The organism is Enterobacter sp. JMULE2 (genome assembly GCF_013337145.1).
Classification (GTDB): domain Bacteria; phylum Pseudomonadota; class Gammaproteobacteria; order Enterobacterales; family Enterobacteriaceae; genus Enterobacter; species Enterobacter mori.
Window position 1 is genome coordinate 451777 of the sequence record NZ_SGWD01000011.1, and the last position, 17416, is coordinate 469192.

The window sequence follows — 17416 nt, forward strand, 5'->3', positions numbered from 1 at the left end:
GCCTTTTTTACGCCTGAAGTTCCAGCCCGGCGAGACGTTTCCAGTAACCGTTGCAGTCGCTGTTTGCCGTCAGCGGCAGCGGAGCGGCGCCGTTTTCATTGGCGCGGAAGGCATCCAGCATCGCGAACACGCCGGTATCCAGCGGCGACAAACGCACCATATCCACCAGCCCGTCCATCGACGCCAGCTCGTTACCGAGGTTATAGACATAGCCGCTCATGGTCTGAATGCCGTTGAGGACAAACACCTGTTGGTTTTCCTGCGACAGCATGCTGCGACCGTTCGGGTACTTGATGCAGCAGGTTTCGCATTCGTCTTTCGGGCGGTCTTCCGAGCGCGCGGTAAAGCAGCGGGCGGAGTAGGCCAGCGGCAGATGCCCGTAGCTCAGCACTTCCACTTCAAACTGATTGCGAATGCCCAGCTCGTCGCACTGATTCAGCAGGTTTGCCAGCCAGTCGCGGGAGAGTTCAACCGGCATGCACCAGCGCGTCATCCCCTGCTTAAGCAGCAGGCGCAGGGTCACGGCGTTATAGCAGTTCAGGGCATGGCCCGCGACAAACGGCAGCTTGCGTTCAGCGCACATGTTCACCACGCCGAGATCGCTCGCTTCCAGCAGGAATTCGCCGTTTTCGACATAGCGCTTAAGCTCGCCCAGTTCGGAAGACGCCTGCACCAGCGCAAGCGTCGAGAGCACCACCTGCTTGCCGCTTCCGGCCAGGCTTTTCGCCATATCCAGCCAGTCGCCCACTTTGGTGGCGCGGCGCTTGCTGCACACCGCTTCGCCGAGGTAAATCACATCGGCGCTGCTGGCGGCGGCCTGTTGGTAAAAATCTTCCAGCGTCTCTTTTGACCAGTAGTAGAGCACCGGTCCTAATGAATATTTCATGGTTATCTCACTGCCATTTACGGTGATACGCGCCAAGGGTGGTTTGCGTGCCTTCGGACATCGAACCGAGCGTCTCCATCCAGGCCGCCTGCGGAGCGTAGCTCTGCGGGTCCGCCATGCAGCGGTCGATGGCCTGACGCCATACTTTCGCCACCTGGCTCACGTAGGCTGGGCTGCGTTGGCGACCTTCGATTTTCACCGAGGCAATATTGGCCGCCAGCAGTTCCGGCAGCAGTTCCAGCGTGTTGAGGCTGGTTGGCTCCTCCAGCGCGTGGTAGCGCTCGCCGTCGACCAGGTAGCGGCCTTTGCATAGGGTTGGATAACCGGCGTTTTCACCGTCCTGATAGCGGTCAATCAGCACCTCATTCAGGCGAGACTCCAGCCCCTGAGGGGTCTGCTGCCAGCGAACAAAGCGGGCAGGGGAGCAGGCTCCGACGGTATTCGGCGATTCACCGGTTAAATAAGAGGAGAGATAGCAGCGGCCTTCGGCCATGATGCACAGGCTGCCAAAGGCAAAAACTTCCAGCGGCACTGGCGTGACGCGCGCGAGTTGCTTAACCTGATGAATAGAGAGCACGCGCGGCAGCACCACGCGGGCCACGTCGAAGTTTTGATGATAAAAACGCACGGCTTCTTCGTTGGTGGCGGATGCCTGAACAGAGACGTGGCGCTCAATATGCGGATAGCGTTCTGCTGCATACTCAAGCATGGCAAGGTCGGCCAGGATCAGTGCATCCGCACCCAGCTGTGCCGCCATGTCCACCGCGCGCTGCCAGCGGGCGTAGCCATCAGGATGGGCGAAGGTGTTGATGGCTATGTGCAGTTTGCGGCGGTGCTGATGAACGAAGTTAACGGCTTCCTGAAGCTTTTTCTCCGTAAAGTTGAGGCCAGCAAAATGGCGAGCGTTGGTATCATCCTTTAGCCCGATATAGACCGCATCGGCCCCATTTTCGATGGCCGCCTTAAGCGCCGGAAGGTTTCCGGCAGGGCAGAGCAGCTCCATAATTTATCCTGATGTTCTCGATCGCTGGGATCGCAAAATTGTTAACGAGCTGGGATTTTAATTAACCCACAGGCGACAATTTTTGATTTAAGGCAGCTAATGGCGTATTGATGACACCAATAATGAGGTAAGCCGGACGACGGTTTGTTGATTTACGCCGCTATGTTCTGGAATGGATGTGGCAAAATAGCGGGATTACAGATATCAGGGAGTAAAGCTCGTGCTGGAGAAACTGCGTTCACGTCTCGTACAATTGGGTCCATCTATGCTGAGCGTGCCGGTCAAGCTGGCACCGTTCGCGCTTAAGCGCCAGGTGCTGGAGCAGGTCCTGAGCTGGCAGTTCCGCCAGGCACTGCAGGACGGCGAGCTGGAGTTCCTGGAAGGCCGCTGGCTGAGCATTGAGGTACGCGACATCGGGCTGCGCTGGTTTACCTCCGTAGAGAACGGCCAGCTGATCGTGCGTGAATCCGCAGAGGCGGACGTGAGCTTTAGCGCTGATGCCAGCGATCTGCTGATGATTGCCGCACGTAAGCAGGATCCGGATACGCTCTTCTTCCAGCGCCGTCTGGTGATTGAAGGGGATACGGAGCTTGGCCTGTACGTGAAGAATTTAATGGATGCCATTGAGCTGGAGCAGATGCCGAAAGCGCTGCGCGTGATGTTGATGCAAATGGCAGATTTTGTTGAGGCCGGGCTGAAAACCCCGCCGGACGGTAAACACACTTCAGTAGGTGAGCCATGCTGATTCGAGTCGAAATTGGGATTGATGCACCGGGTATCGATGCGTTATTGCGCCGCTCTTTTGAGAGCGATGCGGAAGCTCAACTGGTCCACGATCTCCGTGAAGACGGCCTGATCACGCTGGGTCTGGTTGCTACCGATGATGAAGGTCAGGTTGTCGGCTATGTCGCCTTCAGCCCGGTCATCGTTCAGGGCGACGATCTTCAGTGGGTAGGAATGGCACCGCTGGCGGTAGATGAAAACTATCGCGGGCAAGGTCTGGCGCGCCAGCTGGTCTATGAAGGGCTGGACTCGCTGAATGAGTTTGGCTATGCCGCCGTAGTCACGCTGGGCGATCCGGCGTTCTATGGTCGATTAGGCTTCGAGCAGGCCGCACATTACGACCTGCGCTGCCGATGGCCGGGTACGGAATCCGCTTTCCAGGTGCACCGTCTGGCGGACGACGCCCTCAACGGCGTCAATGGCCTGGTGGACTACCACGATCATTTCAATCGCTTTTAATCAGGCTCTCGCGTAGCGCCTCAAAGGAGCCGTCTCCGGTGACGAGGCGCTCCTTCTGGCACTTCGTGAGCTGCTTGATGCGGTATTCCAGCCTGAGCGCCAGCGATCTGTCGCCCACTGCGGCTGAAAATGCCAGCTGCAGTTCCCCTTTCCCCCGCAGCGCCTTTGCACCTTTCCCCGTTTGATGTTGTAAAAAACGCCGCGCCACATCGGTGGTGATCCCGGTGTAGAGTGCGTTATCAGCGGTTCGGACAAGATAGAGAAACCAGCACACGGTAAACAGATTCAGTATGTTAAGGTAAACGCACCATAGCATGAGAGAGAACGAAAATGGAAACACTGGCCGCCATTAACCGCTGGCTGGCGAAGCAGCATGTTGTCACCTGGTGCGTCTGTGACGAGGGTGAGATGTGGTGCGCAAATGCGTTTTACTACTACGACCCTGAGCGCGTGGCGTTTTATGTCATGAGTGAAGACAACACGCGTCATGCGCAGATGACCGGACAGCAGGCAAAGGTGGCGGGCACGGTAAACGGCCAGCCGAAAACGGTCGCGCTGATCCGCGGCGTGCAGTTCAAAGGTGAAATTCGTCGGCTGGAGGGAGAAGAGAGCGAGGCGCATCGTAGGCACTACACGCGCCGCTTTCCCGTTGCCGCTGCGCTAAAAGCCCCGGTGTGGGAAATCCGCCTCGATGAGCTGAAATTTACCGACAACACCCTGGGCTTTGGCAAGAAGCTGCACTGGCTACGCGCCGAGCAGGCGTAGCGCTTCGCGGTTAAACGCCGGGAGATCGTCCGGGGTTCGGCTGGTGATCAGCTGGTCTTTGTCGTTGACCACCTCCTGATCGTAGAACTCAGCGCCTGCGTTTTTCAGATCGATAACGATCGGCTTCACGGCGGTAAGCTTACGCCCGCGCACGACTTCGGCGCTGATCAGCAACTGTGGGCCGTGGCAGATAGCAAATACCGGCTTACCGGTGCTCACAAAGTTACGGGTGAAGGTGACGAAGCGCTCATCTCCGCGCAGGGAGTCGGGTGAATGGCCGCCGGGTAACAGCAGGGCGTCAAAATCTGAGGGGCTAACGTTATCGATAGACTCATCAATCGTCACCGTGGCCTCGCCCTTATGGCCTGTCACCGTTTTGCCCGCCTCTTTCTCAATGGTGATGACCTCATGTCCCGCCTTGCGGAACGCCTCTGCAGGAGAGGTGAATTCTGAATCTTCAAACTCGTCGGTAATCAAGACTGCGATTTTCTTGCCCATGCTTCCTCCGTTGTTTTGGGTTCAGACTGATTTTTCTCCGCTTGTGGTAAATACTTACCTGTAACAGACTTCTATACCCGTCATACTTCAAGTTGCATGTGCGTTGGCTGCACTCGTTCACCCCAGTCACTTACTTATGTAAGCTCCTGGGGATTCACTCCCTTGCCGCCTTCCTGCAACTCGAATTATTTAGGGTATAAGTGTGGTCGACCACGCTGAGTTCGCAAACGGACAATTCTGTAAAGGGGATACGATGAGTCAGGTACTGATTACGGGCGCCACCGGGCTGGTGGGGGATCATCTGCTGCGGTTGCTGATTCAGGATCGCCGCGTGAACTACATTGCAGCGCCTACGCGTCGGCCGCTGGCGGACGTCTCCGGCGTATTTAACCCGCACGATCCGCAGCTGACGGACGCGCTGGCGCAGGTCCAGGATCCCATTGATATCGCCTTTTGTTGTCTGGGTACCACGCGGCGTGAGGCGGGCAGCAAAGAGGCATTTATCCATGCCGACTACACGCTGGTGGTGGACACGGCGCTCACGGCGAAAAAACTGGGGGCCAAACATTTTCTGGTGGTCAGTGCGCTGGGTGCCAATGCCGGATCGCCTTTTTTCTACAACAAGGTGAAGGGTAAGATGGAGGATGCGCTGATCGCGCAGAAATGGGAGCAGCTGACGATTGTGCGCCCCTCGATGCTCAGCGGCCACAGGGACGAACGCCGATTTAACGAGTCGATATTGGCCCCGCTGTTTAAGATCCTTCCCGGCAACTGGAAATCTATCGAGGCGCGGGACGTCGCCCTTGCGATGCTAAACGAAGGGCTGGCACCGTTGAAAGCGGGGGTCAACATTATCCCTTCGGCAAAACTGCGTGAAATCGCCCAGGACGAGGCGTAAACTCCCCCGGCTAATAACCTACTACTCTCCGGGGAATGCTATGACTGGTCAGTCTTCATCTCAGGCGGCAACACCTGTTCAATGGTGGAAGCCCGCACTTTTCTTTCTCGTGGTCATTGTTGGCCTCTGGTATGTGAAATGGCAGCCGTACTACGGCAAAGCCTTCACCGCCGCCGAAACGCACAGCATCGGTAAATCTATTCTCGCTCAGGCTGATTCCAGCCCGCTTCAGGCGGCGTGGGATTACGCCATGGTCTACTTCCTTGCCGTCTGGAAAGCCGCTGTACTGGGCGTGATTCTGGGCTCGCTGATACAGGTGCTCATCCCGCGTAACTGGCTGGTGAAAACACTCGGCCAGCCGCGTTTTCAGGGCACGCTGCTGGGGACGATTTTCTCCCTGCCGGGCATGATGTGCTCCTGCTGCGCCGCACCGGTTGCGGCGGGTATGCGTCGTCAGCGCGTGTCGATGGGCGGCGCGCTGGCGTTCTGGATGGGTAACCCGCTGCTCAACCCGGCAACGCTGGTCTTTATGGGCTTTGTGCTTGGGTGGCATTTTGCTGCGATCCGCCTGGTTGCCGGGCTGGCGACGGTGCTGGTGGTGGCGACGCTGGTGCAAAAACTGGTGAAGGACAACGCGCCTGAGACCGCTGCCGTTGAGCTGGACATCAGCGAGCCGCAGGGTGGTTTTTTTGCGCGCTGGGGTATCGCGCTGTGGCAGCTTTTCTGGAGCACCATCCCGGTTTATATCCTGGCGGTGCTGGTATTGGGGGCGGCGCGCGTCTGGCTCTTCCCGCATGCGGATGGCGCTATCGACAACACGCTGATGTGGGTCATTGCGATGGCCGTTGCAGGCTGCCTCTTCGTGATCCCAACGGCGGCGGAAATTCCGATTGTTCAGACCATGATGCTGGCTGGCATGGGGACCGCGCCTGCACTGGCGCTGCTGATTACGCTGCCGGCGATCAGCCTGCCGTCGCTTATCATGCTGCGTAAGTCATTCCCCGCGAAAGCGCTGTGGTTGACGGCGGGGCTGGTGGCGTTGAGTGGGGGGATTGTGGGCAGTATTGCGTTGATGTAAAAAAAAGCCCGGTGGCGCTGGCGCTTACCGGGCTTACAGTCAGGTGTGAATTACTTGATATAAGTAAACGCGGTGGTGACGTGCTTCACGCCGCTCACCCGGCTGGCGATATCCGCCGCCGCTTTCCCTTCACGCTCAGTCACCAGACCCAGCAGGAACACTTCGCCGTTCTCGGTGGTCACTTTCACGTTTGACGATTTCACCTGGTCCGAGCCCAGCAGCTGAGAGCGCACTTTGGTGGTGATCCAGGTATCGGAAGACGCATCGCCCAAACCAATTGGCTGGCCCTGGCGCACTTCATTGAACACCTCTGTTGTCCCTTCTACGCCCATCGCGATCTGTTTAGCGCGGGAGGCTAATTCGGTATTAGGCGCCTGGCCTGCCAGCAGCACTTTGCCCTGATAAGCCGTTACGTTAATACGCGCTTCTTTCTTGATTTGTTCGTCTTTCGACAGCGCACTGTTGACGCGCAGCTCCAGCGTACCGTCATCAACCTGTGTCCCGACAGAACGCGGATCGGTCGCCGCTTTGGTGCCGACAGCTGCGGTACCGACAACAGCAGCGGCAATACATCCCTGAAGTAGAAGTGCAGACATAAGGACTGCAAGGGTCGATAAAGCCTTCATTAGAACTCCTTAATCATCCTGGTGAGGGAAAAGCGTGTTATCGATCAGATCGCATAAGCAGTTCACCGTGAGCATGTGCATCTCCTGAATACGCGCGCTACGGTGAGACGGAATGCGAATTTCCACATCCTGCGGCCCCAGTAAACCTGCCAGCTCGCCGCCGTCATAGCCGGTCAGCGCAACGATGGTCATATCGCGGGTGACCGCCGCTTCAACGGCTTTAACGATATCCCGGCTGTTACCGCGCGTGGAGATGGCCAGCAGCACGTCCCCGGCATGGCCTAAGGCCCGCACCTGCTTCGCGTAAATCTCGTCATGCAGACGATCGTTAGCAATCGCTGTTAAGACCACATTATCGGTATTAAGTGCAATGGCAGGTAAACTCGGGCGTTCTGTTTCAAAACGATTGATCATGCTGGCAGCAAAATGCTGTGCGTTGGCGGCTGAAGTGCCATTGCCACAACAGAGGATTTTGTTGCCGTTCAGAAGAGATTGTACCAGCGTCATTGCTGCGCGGGAGATCGCGTCCGGGAGGGCTTCCGCCGCGGCAATCTGTGTTTGAATGCTTTCTGTGAAGCACACTTTAATTCTTTCGAGCACGTTATCCCTTTAAATCTCAATTATGCGTCTTCGCCAAAAGCGTTTTTAAGCCATTCGATCTCATTTCCGGTGAAGGCTATCACATCGAACCGGCAATCCACAGTATCAAAGCTCCCATTATGGCGGGCAAGCCACAAGTGGGCAGTCTGTAATAATTTATGTTGTTTGGCGAGCGTCACGCTGGCGGCAGCACCGCCAAAACGGGAGGACTGTCGAAAACGCACTTCTACAAACACGGTGACCCGATCGTCTTTCATGATCAGGTCGATTTCGCCGCCGCGCCCGCGGACGTTGGCGGCGATAAAACGCAGTCCTTTGCCTTCAAGCCAGCGACGCGCTTTTAACTCCCACGCATCGCCGGTCGCTTTGCGGCTTAACTGGCCGGGACGATCTGCCCCTGCTGGTATTTGAGCCATGATAACTTCCTGTTAATCACACAGTCCTGAGTGGCGGTCAGATCGCCGGTGTTGCCGTTGAGCTCGAAGCCCGGCACCTGACGCATCTGGGTGAAGTGGTTTGCCAGCGCCCACGCATCCACGCCCATGGCGTACAGACGTGCCAGCGAGTAGTCGTTACGTACCGAGCTCAGCGCCTGCTGCATCAGCGGCGGGTTGCTGCCCGCGAGCATTGGGATTTCGCTGTACTGCAGGCCGTCCATTTCCAGACGGAAATCCGGGCCCGCGGTGCCCTGCGCGCTGCGCGAACTGGCGTAGAGGGTTGCGCCGCTCTGGCTGCCGTTGCGCATCGCAATCATCGGCTTGATGAAAGCAATCTCTTCCGGCGTCGCGACAATGTAGGCCGCATCCACTTTGCCGCCACCGCTGATTTGCGCGTCGGTTGGAGGGGCCGGAATGGTCAGGCCGCCGATGGTCACGCTCTGCTGCTGCGGCAGGCTGGCGCTGACCGGGCTGCCGTTAAGGGCGATACCTGCGCCGCCGTTGACGCCAGCGCGCAGTTCTGAGGCGGAACCAAATTTCTGTTGCAGCACCACGCCACCGCCGATCTTCTGCCACTCATCGGCAAAGGCATTGGCGACGCGATCGCCCAACGCGCTGCGCGGGATCAGCAGCAGCGGCGCCTGTTTACCCTGTTCGTGAATATGTCGCGCCGCGTCGCGGGCTTCATCTTCTGGCGAGAGAGCAAAGTAGCAGATGTTGGCACGGTTCTGCACGTTCTCTGGCTGGTTAAGCGCCAGCACGTTCAGCGTGGTGTTGCTCTTTATCAGCGTTTCCACGTCGTTTTTCAGCAGGGGACCGACTACGATGCTCGCGCCATCTTTTTGCACCTGCGCCAGCACTTGATCGAGCGGCTGAGCGGTGGTGTCGTAGATTTTCAGCTCAGCACTCGGGTTGGCGCTGGTGGTTGCCACGGCCTGAGGCTGCGTGGCAGGTTGCTGTTCTGCTGGCGCGGCTTGCGGTTGTGGCTGTTCAGCCGTCACGGGAGCCTGAGTTTCCGCAGGAGCCTGTACTGCTTCAGGTGCAGGCGTTGCGGCTGGTGGCGTCGTCGGCGCGGTGACCGGGTTCTGCATTGTCCCCTGCGCTGGCGCTTGTGCTGCAGTCAGGTCGCTGGTTTCAGCGGCAGAAGGGCTGACAACGTCGTTCACGTTGGCTGCCTGTGCGGACTGAGCCGGTACGGCACTACCGCTTACGGCAGTTGTCCCGTTTTTCGCCGCTTCAAAGCCTTGCTGAATGGTGCGACCAAAGACCGCCGCCTGGCCGTTCAACGGCAGAAGCAGCGCGATTTTGCTGGTAGAGGCTGGCTTAAAGTTCTGCACATTCACCAGCTGGGTCGGCAGCATTTTCGCGCCCGGGTTTTGCGGGTAGCGGGTTTGCCAGTCGGTAATACCTGCTTTCAGCATCGTTGGGTCGCTGCGGTTGTTAAACCACATCTGCTGCAGATCCAGCCAGCCCTGCAAAACATTTTCGTCGGCGTTAATAACCAGCGTTTGCGCCTGTTCCTGGGTCATGGAGGCGAGCGCCTGCCATGTTGCATCGATATTTTTCTGTTTATCCGCACCGGCGAGCAGCGGCTCCTGGGCGATAAGCGCGCGCAGCAGCGTCAGGGAAGGGCGCCCCTGCTCAGCGGTAATTCCCGCCTGCCAGAAGCGCGCCTGCTGGTTTTTGTCCAGCGCACCGACGTCGATGTCTCCAAGGATTTTCTTCGCAGCCGCATAATCTTTCTGCGCCACCTTCAGTTCAGCAGAGAGCAGACCCTGCTCGCGGCGCTGATCGTCGTTAAGATCCTGCGGTAGCTGATTGAACAGTTCGGCTGCCTGCTGGGTTTTACCCTCTTTCAGCAGTGCACGAATGGCGAGTAATTGCCAGTTGGTCTTGGTATCATTTGAGCTCTGCGACATTTGTTGCAGATAAAAGCCAGAATCAGCCTGAGCGGATCCCTGCATATGGGCAGCGGTCTGATCGGGTGCCTGGGTGCCACAGCCTGCAAAGATCAGGGCTGCGAGCAGAAGCGGCACGCTGCGCGTGGCTTTTTTTCGAAGAAACGTTAACGGTACCATACTGTATCCAGTGATTTTTTTTACGCAATGCTCAATATTAAATCGGCAATACGGACGAAACAATGAAACAACACGAAACGGCAGATAATTCTCAAGGCCAGCTTTATATTGTACCTACTCCTATCGGGAATTTGTCTGATATTACCCAACGTGCGCTCACTGTGTTGCAAGCTGTTGATTTAATTGCCGCTGAAGATACCCGCCACACCGGCTTACTGCTGCAACATTTCGCGATTAACGCCCGTTTGTTTGCCCTGCACGATCACAATGAGCAACAAAAAGCCGAAACGCTGGTGGCGAAACTTAAGGAAGGGCAGAACATTGCGCTGGTCTCCGACGCCGGTACGCCGCTGATCAACGATCCTGGCTATCACCTGGTGCGTACCTGTCGCGAAGCCGGTATTCGCGTGGTGCCGCTGCCGGGGCCGTGCGCGGCGATTGCTGCGTTAAGCGCCGCAGGTCTGCCGTCTGACCGCTTCTGCTATGAAGGCTTCCTGCCAGCTAAATCCAAAGGCCGTCGCGACGTATTGAAGGATCTGGAAGCCGAGCCGCGCACCCTGATTTTTTACGAATCCACCCACCGCCTGCTGGAAAGCCTGGAAGATATGGTGACTGTCTGGGGTGAATCCCGCTACGTGGTGCTGGCGCGCGAGCTGACCAAAACCTGGGAAACGATCCACGGCGCGCCAGTGGGCGAACTGCTGGCGTGGGTGAAGGAAGACGAAAACCGCCGCAAGGGTGAAATGGTGCTGATTGTCGAAGGGCATAAAGCGCAGGAAGACGCACTGCCTGCCGACGCGCTGCGCACGCTGGCGCTGCTGCAGGCGGAACTGCCGCTGAAGAAGGCCGCTGCGCTGGCGGCGGAAATTCACGGCGTGAAGAAAAATGCGCTGTATAAGTATGCGCTGGAGCAGCAGGGGGAGTAAGCTCCTGCTGCCTGTTTTGCCGGGTGGCGGCTCTGTGCCTTACCCGGCCTGCACACTATACAGTGATGATCTCGGTGCCCGTTTTACCCAACAGTTCTTTTTCGTGTTTTCCGATCCCATCATCCGTAATCACACAGTCGATTTTTTCCATCGGCAACACCTGGTTGAACCCGCGCCGGTTGAACTTGCTGGCGTCCAGCACGGCAATCACCTTATGCGCGGCGGCAGCCATCACGCTGCTTATCGAATAGCCTTCATTGAACGTTGTAATGCCGTTGGTGGCATCAATACCGTCCGCGCCGACAAACATCAGGTCCGCGCTTATCCCGGTCAGAGAGCGCTCGGCGATGGTGCCATGCATAGAGTGCGTTTTATGGCGCACGGTACCGCCGCAGACCACGAGCGTAATATCTTTATTTTCCGAGAGGGCAAACGCGGCAGGCAGGCTGTTGGTGATGACGGTGATATTGGCTTTTTTGGTGAGTGCTTCGGCGATGAGCATGGTGGTGCTACCGCTATCGAGAATGATCGTCATCCCTTCTTCAATCATGGCCGCTGCAGCCTGTGCGATGCGCTTTTTCGGGTCGCTTGCCAGCTTATAACGGTCTTCCAGCACCACTTCCTGATTTTCGCTTTCCGCCAGGCTGCTGCCGGGTCTTGCTGCGCCACCGTGAAAACGCGTGACCAATCCTTTTTCTTCCAGCAGGCGCAGATCTGTTCGAATCGTCACTTCTGAAATGCCAAACATATTCGACAGATCCAGCACCATGACACTGCCCTGCGCGTTGACGAGGTCAACGATTTTATTGCGTCGCTCAAATGAGTTCATATTGAAATGCCTGATAATTAACTGCCTCTATTCTAATCGAAGGTATGCGAAAGGGGTACGGTAATATTCGAAAGGAAATGTGAGCCAGCTCAGGTTGCTGGCTCGAAGCACTACGCGAAGCGCAGCATGATTTTGCCCTGCATTGGCGCACCGTTTAGTCCCTGCACGGCCTGCGCAAAGCTATCGCTATCGCCGGTATGAGCAATAAGGGGCTTTAGCTGCAGTTTTTTCTCTGTGAGCAGGCGTGCCGCGGTTTCCCATTCTTCACCCGGCCACGGGGCCGAATAATTCATCCAGCTTCCCAGAAGCGTCAACTCCTTACGCAGTATCTTGCCAAATGTCGCCGCAGGTAAGTTCAGGTCATGATGCAGCGTACCCACCAGAGCGACCTGGGCCCGCGGCCCGGCGATATCAATGGCGAGCGTAACGGTTTGCGGTGTGCCAGCAGTCTCAAGAACCAACTGATCAAACGGGTTGTCGCTCAAGGCGTTGAGGATGTCGTCTGCGGCCAGAGCGCGGCTATTAAACACCTGAGTTGCCCCCAGCGTTGTTGCCAGCGCGAGCTTATCGTCGTTGATATCGATCGCGGTTACGCTGTTGGCGCCCAATGCCAGTGCACACTGCATCGCCAGCAGGCCGATAGTGCCTGCGCCGACAATGATGACGTTCTTACCCTCGCAGCCGGAAGCGAGATGAAACGCGTGTAGCCCTACGGTTATGGGCTCAATAAATGCCCCATCTTCAATTGCCATCTCTGCAGGAAGGCGGAACAGGTTTGCTCGCTTCACCACGATATATTCCGCGTTGCCGCCTTCGCTGCGCGATCCGACAAACTGATACTGCTTGCAGAGCGAGAAGTAGCCTTTTTTACACGCCGGACAGGAAAAGCAAGGCAGTAATGGCACGCAGGCAACCGGATCGCCTGCCTTGAGATCGTGCACTTCGGTACCACAGGCTTCGACATGACCGCTAAATTCATGCCCCAGGGTGATGGGATAATAATGTGCCCCTCCGGCAAAAATTCGCGGAATATCGGAGCCACATAATCCTGAACAGGCAATACGCACCTGCACATCATCCGCAGCCTGAATGTGAGGGATTGGACGTTCTTCAACGCGCACGTTGCCCTCAGCGTGAATTACCACTGATTTCATATTCACTCCAGAAAAAGAGGGGAGCATGGCTCCCCGGATATCAAGACACCGTCTGGCTTTGCGGGGTAGCGGCGTTCTTTTCTGCCGCGCTAAACACGCGGGCACGTCGCCAGGTGAGCAGGATGCCGGTGACGTAAATTGCACCAATCACGATGAACCCCACCACGTTTTGCCAGGTGAACAACTGGATGAGCAGCCAGGTGACGGGTGAACCGCCCTGGTCCATGGAGGCCACCAGCCCGCCAGCTTTCAACGCGCCAGCATTTTGCGCAAGCTGGGTGTGCAGGCCGATGGTCTGGGTCGCAATCCACAGCGTAATGCCCATGATGATGACGCCAGAGATAAGCGTGCGGAACAGGTTGCCCTGATGCACCGCGACCGCCATCGCCACAAAAAAGCCGATAGTGGCAAGGTCACCGAACGGCAACACCTGGTTTCCCGGCACCAGAACAGCAATCAGGATAGTGAGCGGTATGAAAATCAGGCTGGCGGAGACGACAGATGTATGGCCCAGCAGCAGCGCCGGATCGAGACCGATTAAGAACTCCTGCCCACCAAACTTTGCCTGCAGACGTTTACGGGCATGTTTAGCAATCGGCGTCAGGCCGTCCATGATCGGTTTGATAACGCGCGGCATTAGCAGCATCACGGCGGCGGTTTTCACGGCCAACTGGAGAACGGATTTGGCGTCGTAGCCTGCCAGCATGCCAATGGCCAGTCCCATCACAAACCCAACCGTGACCGGTTCGCCAAACGGGCCGAAACGTTTTTGCACGTCGTCAGCGCTAAAATGAATACGCTTCAGGCCTGGGATTTTATCGATAATCGTATCGACCAGAACGGCGATTGGGCCGAGGTAAGCTGACGAGCCGTGAGGGATGGCGATCCCTTCCAGACCGAAGAAGTCCCGCGTGTCTTTGGCAAACCAGTCCCCCAGCTTGTAAACAAACGCGGCGTGCACCACAACGCCCAGGATCCCCAGCCAGTAAGAGCCGGTTGCCAGGTGCAGCATCGCACCGGTGAAGGTCATGTGCCAGATGTTCCAGATATCGACGTTCACCACCCGCGTCATCCGCGTCACCAGCATGATAACGTTGACGCCAATGGCAACAGGGATAGCGATAAGCGCAATCTGTGATGCCCAGGTCATTGGGGATGAACCTGGCCAGCCGACATCCACCACGTGCAGGTTAATCTGGAACTGCTCAGCCATCGCTTTGGCCGCCGGGCCGATGGAGTCAAGCATCAGGCCGATAACCAGCCCGATCCCGACGAAGCCAATGCCGATATGCAGGCCGGATTTAAAGCAATCGCCCAGCTTCATCCCCAACAGCTTAGAGAAGATGATGATGACGATTGGCAGCATTACGGTTGGCCCCAGATCGAGGATGTACCGCATGATTTCGGTAAACATGTTCTTACCCCTCGAGGATGGTCAGAATTTTTTGCTGCAGGGCTTCGATGCCGACGCCGGATACAAACGGCATGCCATGCACCACCGGGATGTCGCCAAAGGCTCTGTCAACTTTCGCCGTGGTACAAATCAGGTCTGCACCGTCCATATAGGTTTCGATTTCAGTCACCCTGCACTGGACCAGATCCAGCTCAATGTGGTGGGCTTCACACAGTTCTTTGATCTCTTCTGCTGCCATGGTTGAGGTGGCGACAGCACCGCCACAGGCAACAATAACTTTGCGTTTCATAGGGCACTCCTTTTTTATTATCAGTATGTTATGAAGCCTGGGCACAGACGACAGGCTCAAGGATCGTCTCCCGGAAACGATCGGCCAGGCGCTCTGCGGGCGCAGCCAGCAGCATGTCCAGCGTATCCGGGTTTTGTAGCTCACTGAAAAGGCGGCGCAGCAATTTCATTTGCGCCGCAGGGTTTTCAACGATTAACGCGATGATGAGTGAGACGGCGACCTCGCCATCATCATCGGCCTGCTGAAAATGCACCGGTTTGTCCGGACGAATCAGGTAAATCGCGGGGTGTTTCGCATGTACGGCTTCGCAGTGCGGAATAGCGACCGCATGGCGTTCAAGGGCAATGCCGGTGGGGTAGTTCATCTCCCTTTCCAGAAGGGCGGCAGGGTAGGTGGTCTGTACAACACCGTTAGCCAGCATCTCCTCGCCAATATGCGCCAGCGCCTGCTGGCAGGTTTCAAACTCAATTCCGGTACGGACAAAAACGTGACTCATACACTCTCCGGCATCAGACGGGTTCAGGGGTGCAGCCAAATCGATAGGCGCGTAATACATCCTGTATTTTGTCGATGATGAGATTTTGCGGTGTTGCGGCGATCTCATTCATCGACAATCGTTCGAACTGGACGGGCATAAACTGGCTGATCAGCCCCAGAGGCAAGGAGGTTGCGCTCAGATTAGCGATTAACCTCTCAACGCTCTGGCGAATGCGCGGGTGTGGCCAGTAGTAGCGAATGCGATCGGACAGGCTAAAGTGAATATCCACCATTGCCTGGCTCCAGGTTGGGCGGTAGTACTTCTTCCAGTAATCCGGCTCGTTCAGCATGACTTCGTCGATCACGTCAAGCACATGGCTGCGTTGCTCAGGGGCGATGAGGGCCTTCTCCATTTGTGCGAGGGCAAAAATGGCTTCTCGCAGGGCAAAGGTAAGCGCCGGGCCGACTTTCAGGATCGCGAAGTGATCGCGAACCAAAGCGCGATAGGCCTGACGAGTCTGGTAGTCCGTGGAGTGCGCCTCATAGACCATGGGGGTCTGGCGGATCCAGCCGGAAAGCGCCTCTGCCGCGTGCGGCTGGTAGTGAATGATCTGCGTATGGTCGAACTCCACGCCGGGTTGCACAACTAACGCAATCACACGCGTCATCGCCTCGTCCAGACCGAGCGCGGCAAAGGCCTCGCTATGCGTTTCCAGCGTCTGCGCGGCATCTTCCACACGGGTAACATGAACGCTGTTAATACTGCTGGCTTCACCGCCGGGAACGGGAACCTCAGTACCAATCACGTAGGTTAGCGCCGCTTTTTGTTCTTCAGTGGCCGTCTCTTCTGCGGCTTTGCACAGTCGGGCAGCACGCTGTGCCACCACCCCTGGCGGGAGTGGAACAGGATCGTCGGCGCAGGACATTGAGGCGTCCAGGTGGATCTTGCTAAACCCTGCCGCGACATAGGCTTTGATCAATGCGATGGATTTCTCCATCGCCGCGTCTGCCGGTTCGTTTTGCCAGCAGTTTGGCCCCAGATGATCGCCGCCCAGGATCAAACGTTCATGCGGAAAGCCCACCTCTTTAGCGATCTTCAGAACAAAATCACGGAAATCAGCGGGTTTCATACCGGTGTAACCGCCGAACTGGTTCACCTGATTTGAGGTGGCTTCAATCAGAACCTTGTTGTCGGTATGCAGATCGAACCGCAATGCGGCTTCGATAACCAGCGGGTGTGCTGAGCAAACTGAGCAAATACCGAGATCTTCTCCCGCTTTATGGCGGGTAATAATATCTTTCACGTTTCCTCCAGGTCAGGACTTCAGGCTTTCGTATTTAGAGCTTTCCTTCACAACCACAATCGTTAATCACTTTACGCACCACCTCTTTCATGGCGCGTTTGGCGGGCACCATGTAATGTCGCGGGTCACTGGTTTCGGGATGTGAAGCGAGATAGGTTTTCAGGGCATTCGAGAAGGCGATTTTGAGTTCTGTGGCAACGTTGACCTTGCAGATACCGAGGCGAATGGCCTGAAGGATATCGGCCGTAGATAAACCGGAAGCGCCGTGCAGCACCAGCGGGATATCGACCTGATTGCGGATCTCTGCCAGACGTTCAAAATCAAGTTTCGGTGTGGCAGTGTAGAGGCCGTGCGCGGTACCGATGGCGACGGCTAATGAGTCGATACCCGTTAATTCAACAAACTCGCGTGCCTGTAGCGGGTTGGTGTAAAGCGCATCTTTGCTGTCGACCACAAGGTCATCTTCCTGCCCGCCAAGACGGCCAAGTTCAGCCTCCACGCTCACATCGTAACGGTGGCAGTAGTCTGTCACTTTCTTCACCAGCGCGACATTTTCAGCGAATGGATGATGCGATCCGTCGATCATCGCCGAGCGGATCCCGCTCTGGACTTTCTGCGCGATATCGTCGAAACCTTCGTGATGATCGAGGTGGATCGCCAGTGGCTGGTTGTACGTTTTGGCCAGATCGCTGGCGATGGCGACCACGTTACCGGTTCCGGCATAGCTGAATGTGCCGGGCGTACCCGCCACGATCAGCGGAGAGCGCATCTCAGAGGCCGTTTCAACGACCACCTGCAGCGTTTCGAGATTATGAATATTGAATGCCGGTACGGCGTAACCTTCGCGCTGTGCTTTCAGCAGCATCGCTTTCGACGAGATGATGAACATCTTTCCTCCGAAACCTTTCGTTT

General features: G+C 56.8%; 21 protein-coding genes. 6 read left to right on the forward strand and 15 right to left on the reverse strand.

The features are described from left to right. Nucleotides 1-7 precede the first annotated feature (7 nt). On the reverse strand, nucleotides 8-886 hold the full coding sequence (locus tag EXW94_RS10830) for a U32 family peptidase (protein ID WP_042715089.1): 879 nt from the start codon (nucleotides 884-886) through the stop codon (nucleotides 8-10). A 7-nt stretch (nucleotides 887-893) separates the two neighbouring features. Next, a complete protein-coding gene (locus EXW94_RS10835) occupies nucleotides 894-1889 on the reverse strand; it encodes a peptidase U32 family protein (RefSeq protein ID WP_174340076.1) in 996 nt (331 codons plus the stop codon). A 220-nt stretch (nucleotides 1890-2109) separates the two neighbouring features. Between EXW94_RS10835 and EXW94_RS10840 the strand changes: the two genes are divergently transcribed. Both EXW94_RS10840 and EXW94_RS10845 read left to right on the forward strand, forming a co-directional pair. Further along, nucleotides 2110-2634 carry an SCP2 domain-containing protein gene (locus tag EXW94_RS10840; RefSeq protein WP_042715095.1) on the forward strand — a complete coding sequence of 175 codons (525 nt, stop codon included), beginning with the start codon at nucleotides 2110-2112 and terminating at the stop codon, nucleotides 2632-2634. Further along, a complete protein-coding gene (locus EXW94_RS10845; RefSeq protein WP_010435964.1) occupies nucleotides 2628-3131 on the forward strand; it encodes a GNAT family N-acetyltransferase in 504 nt (167 codons plus the stop codon). The genes EXW94_RS10840 and EXW94_RS10845 overlap by 7 nt, the downstream gene beginning before the upstream one ends. Here EXW94_RS10845 and EXW94_RS10850 read toward each other — a convergent pair. Continuing rightward, nucleotides 3118-3447: a GIY-YIG nuclease family protein gene (locus EXW94_RS10850; RefSeq protein WP_174340077.1), complete on the reverse strand. Its 330-nt coding sequence runs from the start codon at nucleotides 3445-3447 to the stop codon at nucleotides 3118-3120. The genes EXW94_RS10845 and EXW94_RS10850 overlap by 14 nt on opposite strands. A 14-nt stretch (nucleotides 3448-3461) precedes the next feature. Between EXW94_RS10850 and EXW94_RS10855 the strand changes: the two genes are divergently transcribed. Beyond that, nucleotides 3462-3896, forward strand: a complete 435-nt coding sequence (locus EXW94_RS10855; RefSeq protein ID WP_174340078.1) for a YhbP family protein — start codon at nucleotides 3462-3464, stop codon at nucleotides 3894-3896. On the opposite strand, the gene EXW94_RS10860 is transcribed toward EXW94_RS10855, so the two are convergent. Beyond that, entirely contained in the window at nucleotides 3876-4394 is a 519-nt protein-coding gene (locus EXW94_RS10860) for a type 1 glutamine amidotransferase domain-containing protein (RefSeq protein WP_174340079.1), read from the reverse strand. The genes EXW94_RS10855 and EXW94_RS10860 overlap by 21 nt on opposite strands. Nucleotides 4395-4647: 253 nt before the next feature. Here EXW94_RS10860 and EXW94_RS10865 point away from each other — a divergent pair, with 253 nt between their 5' ends. Both EXW94_RS10865 and EXW94_RS10870 read left to right on the forward strand, forming a co-directional pair. Continuing rightward, entirely contained in the window at nucleotides 4648-5292 is a 645-nt protein-coding gene (locus EXW94_RS10865) for an NAD(P)H-binding protein (RefSeq protein WP_174340080.1), read from the forward strand. Between the two features lie 40 nt (nucleotides 5293-5332). Further along, the gene (locus EXW94_RS10870; protein ID WP_174340081.1) at nucleotides 5333-6370 is read left to right on the forward strand and encodes a permease; all 1038 of its coding nucleotides are present in this window, start codon (nucleotides 5333-5335) and stop codon (nucleotides 6368-6370) included. A 50-nt stretch (nucleotides 6371-6420) separates the two neighbouring features. Here the strand turns inward: EXW94_RS10870 and dolP are convergent, their stop codons facing one another. Genes dolP through EXW94_RS10890 form a run of 4 tightly spaced genes read right to left on the reverse strand, consistent with a single transcriptional unit; the run spans nucleotide 6421 to nucleotide 10111 of the window. Next, a complete protein-coding gene (gene dolP / locus EXW94_RS10875; protein WP_089599837.1) occupies nucleotides 6421-6996 on the reverse strand; it encodes a division/outer membrane stress-associated lipid-binding lipoprotein in 576 nt (191 codons plus the stop codon). Nucleotides 6997-7005: 9 nt separating this feature from the next. Next, nucleotides 7006-7596: a DnaA initiator-associating protein DiaA gene (diaA, locus tag EXW94_RS10880; RefSeq protein WP_003861754.1), complete on the reverse strand. Its 591-nt coding sequence runs from the start codon at nucleotides 7594-7596 to the stop codon at nucleotides 7006-7008. Nucleotides 7597-7616: 20 nt separating this feature from the next. After that, a complete protein-coding gene (locus tag EXW94_RS10885) occupies nucleotides 7617-8012 on the reverse strand; it encodes a YraN family protein (RefSeq protein WP_120159677.1) in 396 nt (131 codons plus the stop codon). After that, nucleotides 7970-10111: a penicillin-binding protein activator gene (locus EXW94_RS10890; RefSeq protein WP_089599839.1), complete on the reverse strand. Its 2142-nt coding sequence runs from the start codon at nucleotides 10109-10111 to the stop codon at nucleotides 7970-7972. The genes EXW94_RS10885 and EXW94_RS10890 overlap by 43 nt, the downstream gene beginning before the upstream one ends. 62 nt (nucleotides 10112-10173) lie before the next feature. Here EXW94_RS10890 and rsmI point away from each other — a divergent pair, with 62 nt between their 5' ends. After that, entirely contained in the window at nucleotides 10174-11037 is an 864-nt protein-coding gene (gene rsmI, locus EXW94_RS10895) for a 16S rRNA (cytidine(1402)-2'-O)-methyltransferase (protein WP_063146524.1), read from the forward strand. Between the two features lie 55 nt (nucleotides 11038-11092). Here the strand turns inward: rsmI and EXW94_RS10900 are convergent, their stop codons facing one another. From EXW94_RS10900 to EXW94_RS10930, 7 genes are all read right to left on the reverse strand, one after another. Beyond that, a complete protein-coding gene (locus tag EXW94_RS10900; protein ID WP_100166503.1) occupies nucleotides 11093-11866 on the reverse strand; it encodes a DeoR/GlpR family DNA-binding transcription regulator in 774 nt (257 codons plus the stop codon). A gap of 110 nt (nucleotides 11867-11976) precedes the next feature. After that, a complete protein-coding gene (gene gatD / locus EXW94_RS10905) occupies nucleotides 11977-13020 on the reverse strand; it encodes a galactitol-1-phosphate 5-dehydrogenase (RefSeq protein ID WP_174340082.1) in 1044 nt (347 codons plus the stop codon). Between the two features lie 40 nt (nucleotides 13021-13060). Continuing rightward, a complete protein-coding gene (locus EXW94_RS10910) occupies nucleotides 13061-14434 on the reverse strand; it encodes a galactitol-specific PTS transporter subunit IIC (protein WP_108416141.1) in 1374 nt (457 codons plus the stop codon). Between the two features lie 4 nt (nucleotides 14435-14438). Then, a complete protein-coding gene (gene gatB, locus EXW94_RS10915) occupies nucleotides 14439-14723 on the reverse strand; it encodes a PTS galactitol transporter subunit IIB (RefSeq protein ID WP_021242240.1) in 285 nt (94 codons plus the stop codon). Between the two features lie 28 nt (nucleotides 14724-14751). After that, nucleotides 14752-15219, reverse strand: coding sequence for a PTS galactitol transporter subunit IIA (gene gatA, locus EXW94_RS10920; protein ID WP_174340083.1), 468 nt, complete (start codon nucleotides 15217-15219; stop codon nucleotides 14752-14754). Nucleotides 15220-15232: 13 nt separating this feature from the next. Next, a complete protein-coding gene (gene gatZ, locus EXW94_RS10925; protein ID WP_174340084.1) occupies nucleotides 15233-16504 on the reverse strand; it encodes a tagatose-bisphosphate aldolase subunit GatZ in 1272 nt (423 codons plus the stop codon). Nucleotides 16505-16538: 34 nt separating this feature from the next. After that, a complete protein-coding gene (locus tag EXW94_RS10930) occupies nucleotides 16539-17393 on the reverse strand; it encodes a tagatose bisphosphate family class II aldolase (RefSeq protein WP_174340085.1) in 855 nt (284 codons plus the stop codon). Nucleotides 17394-17416 lie beyond the last annotated feature (23 nt).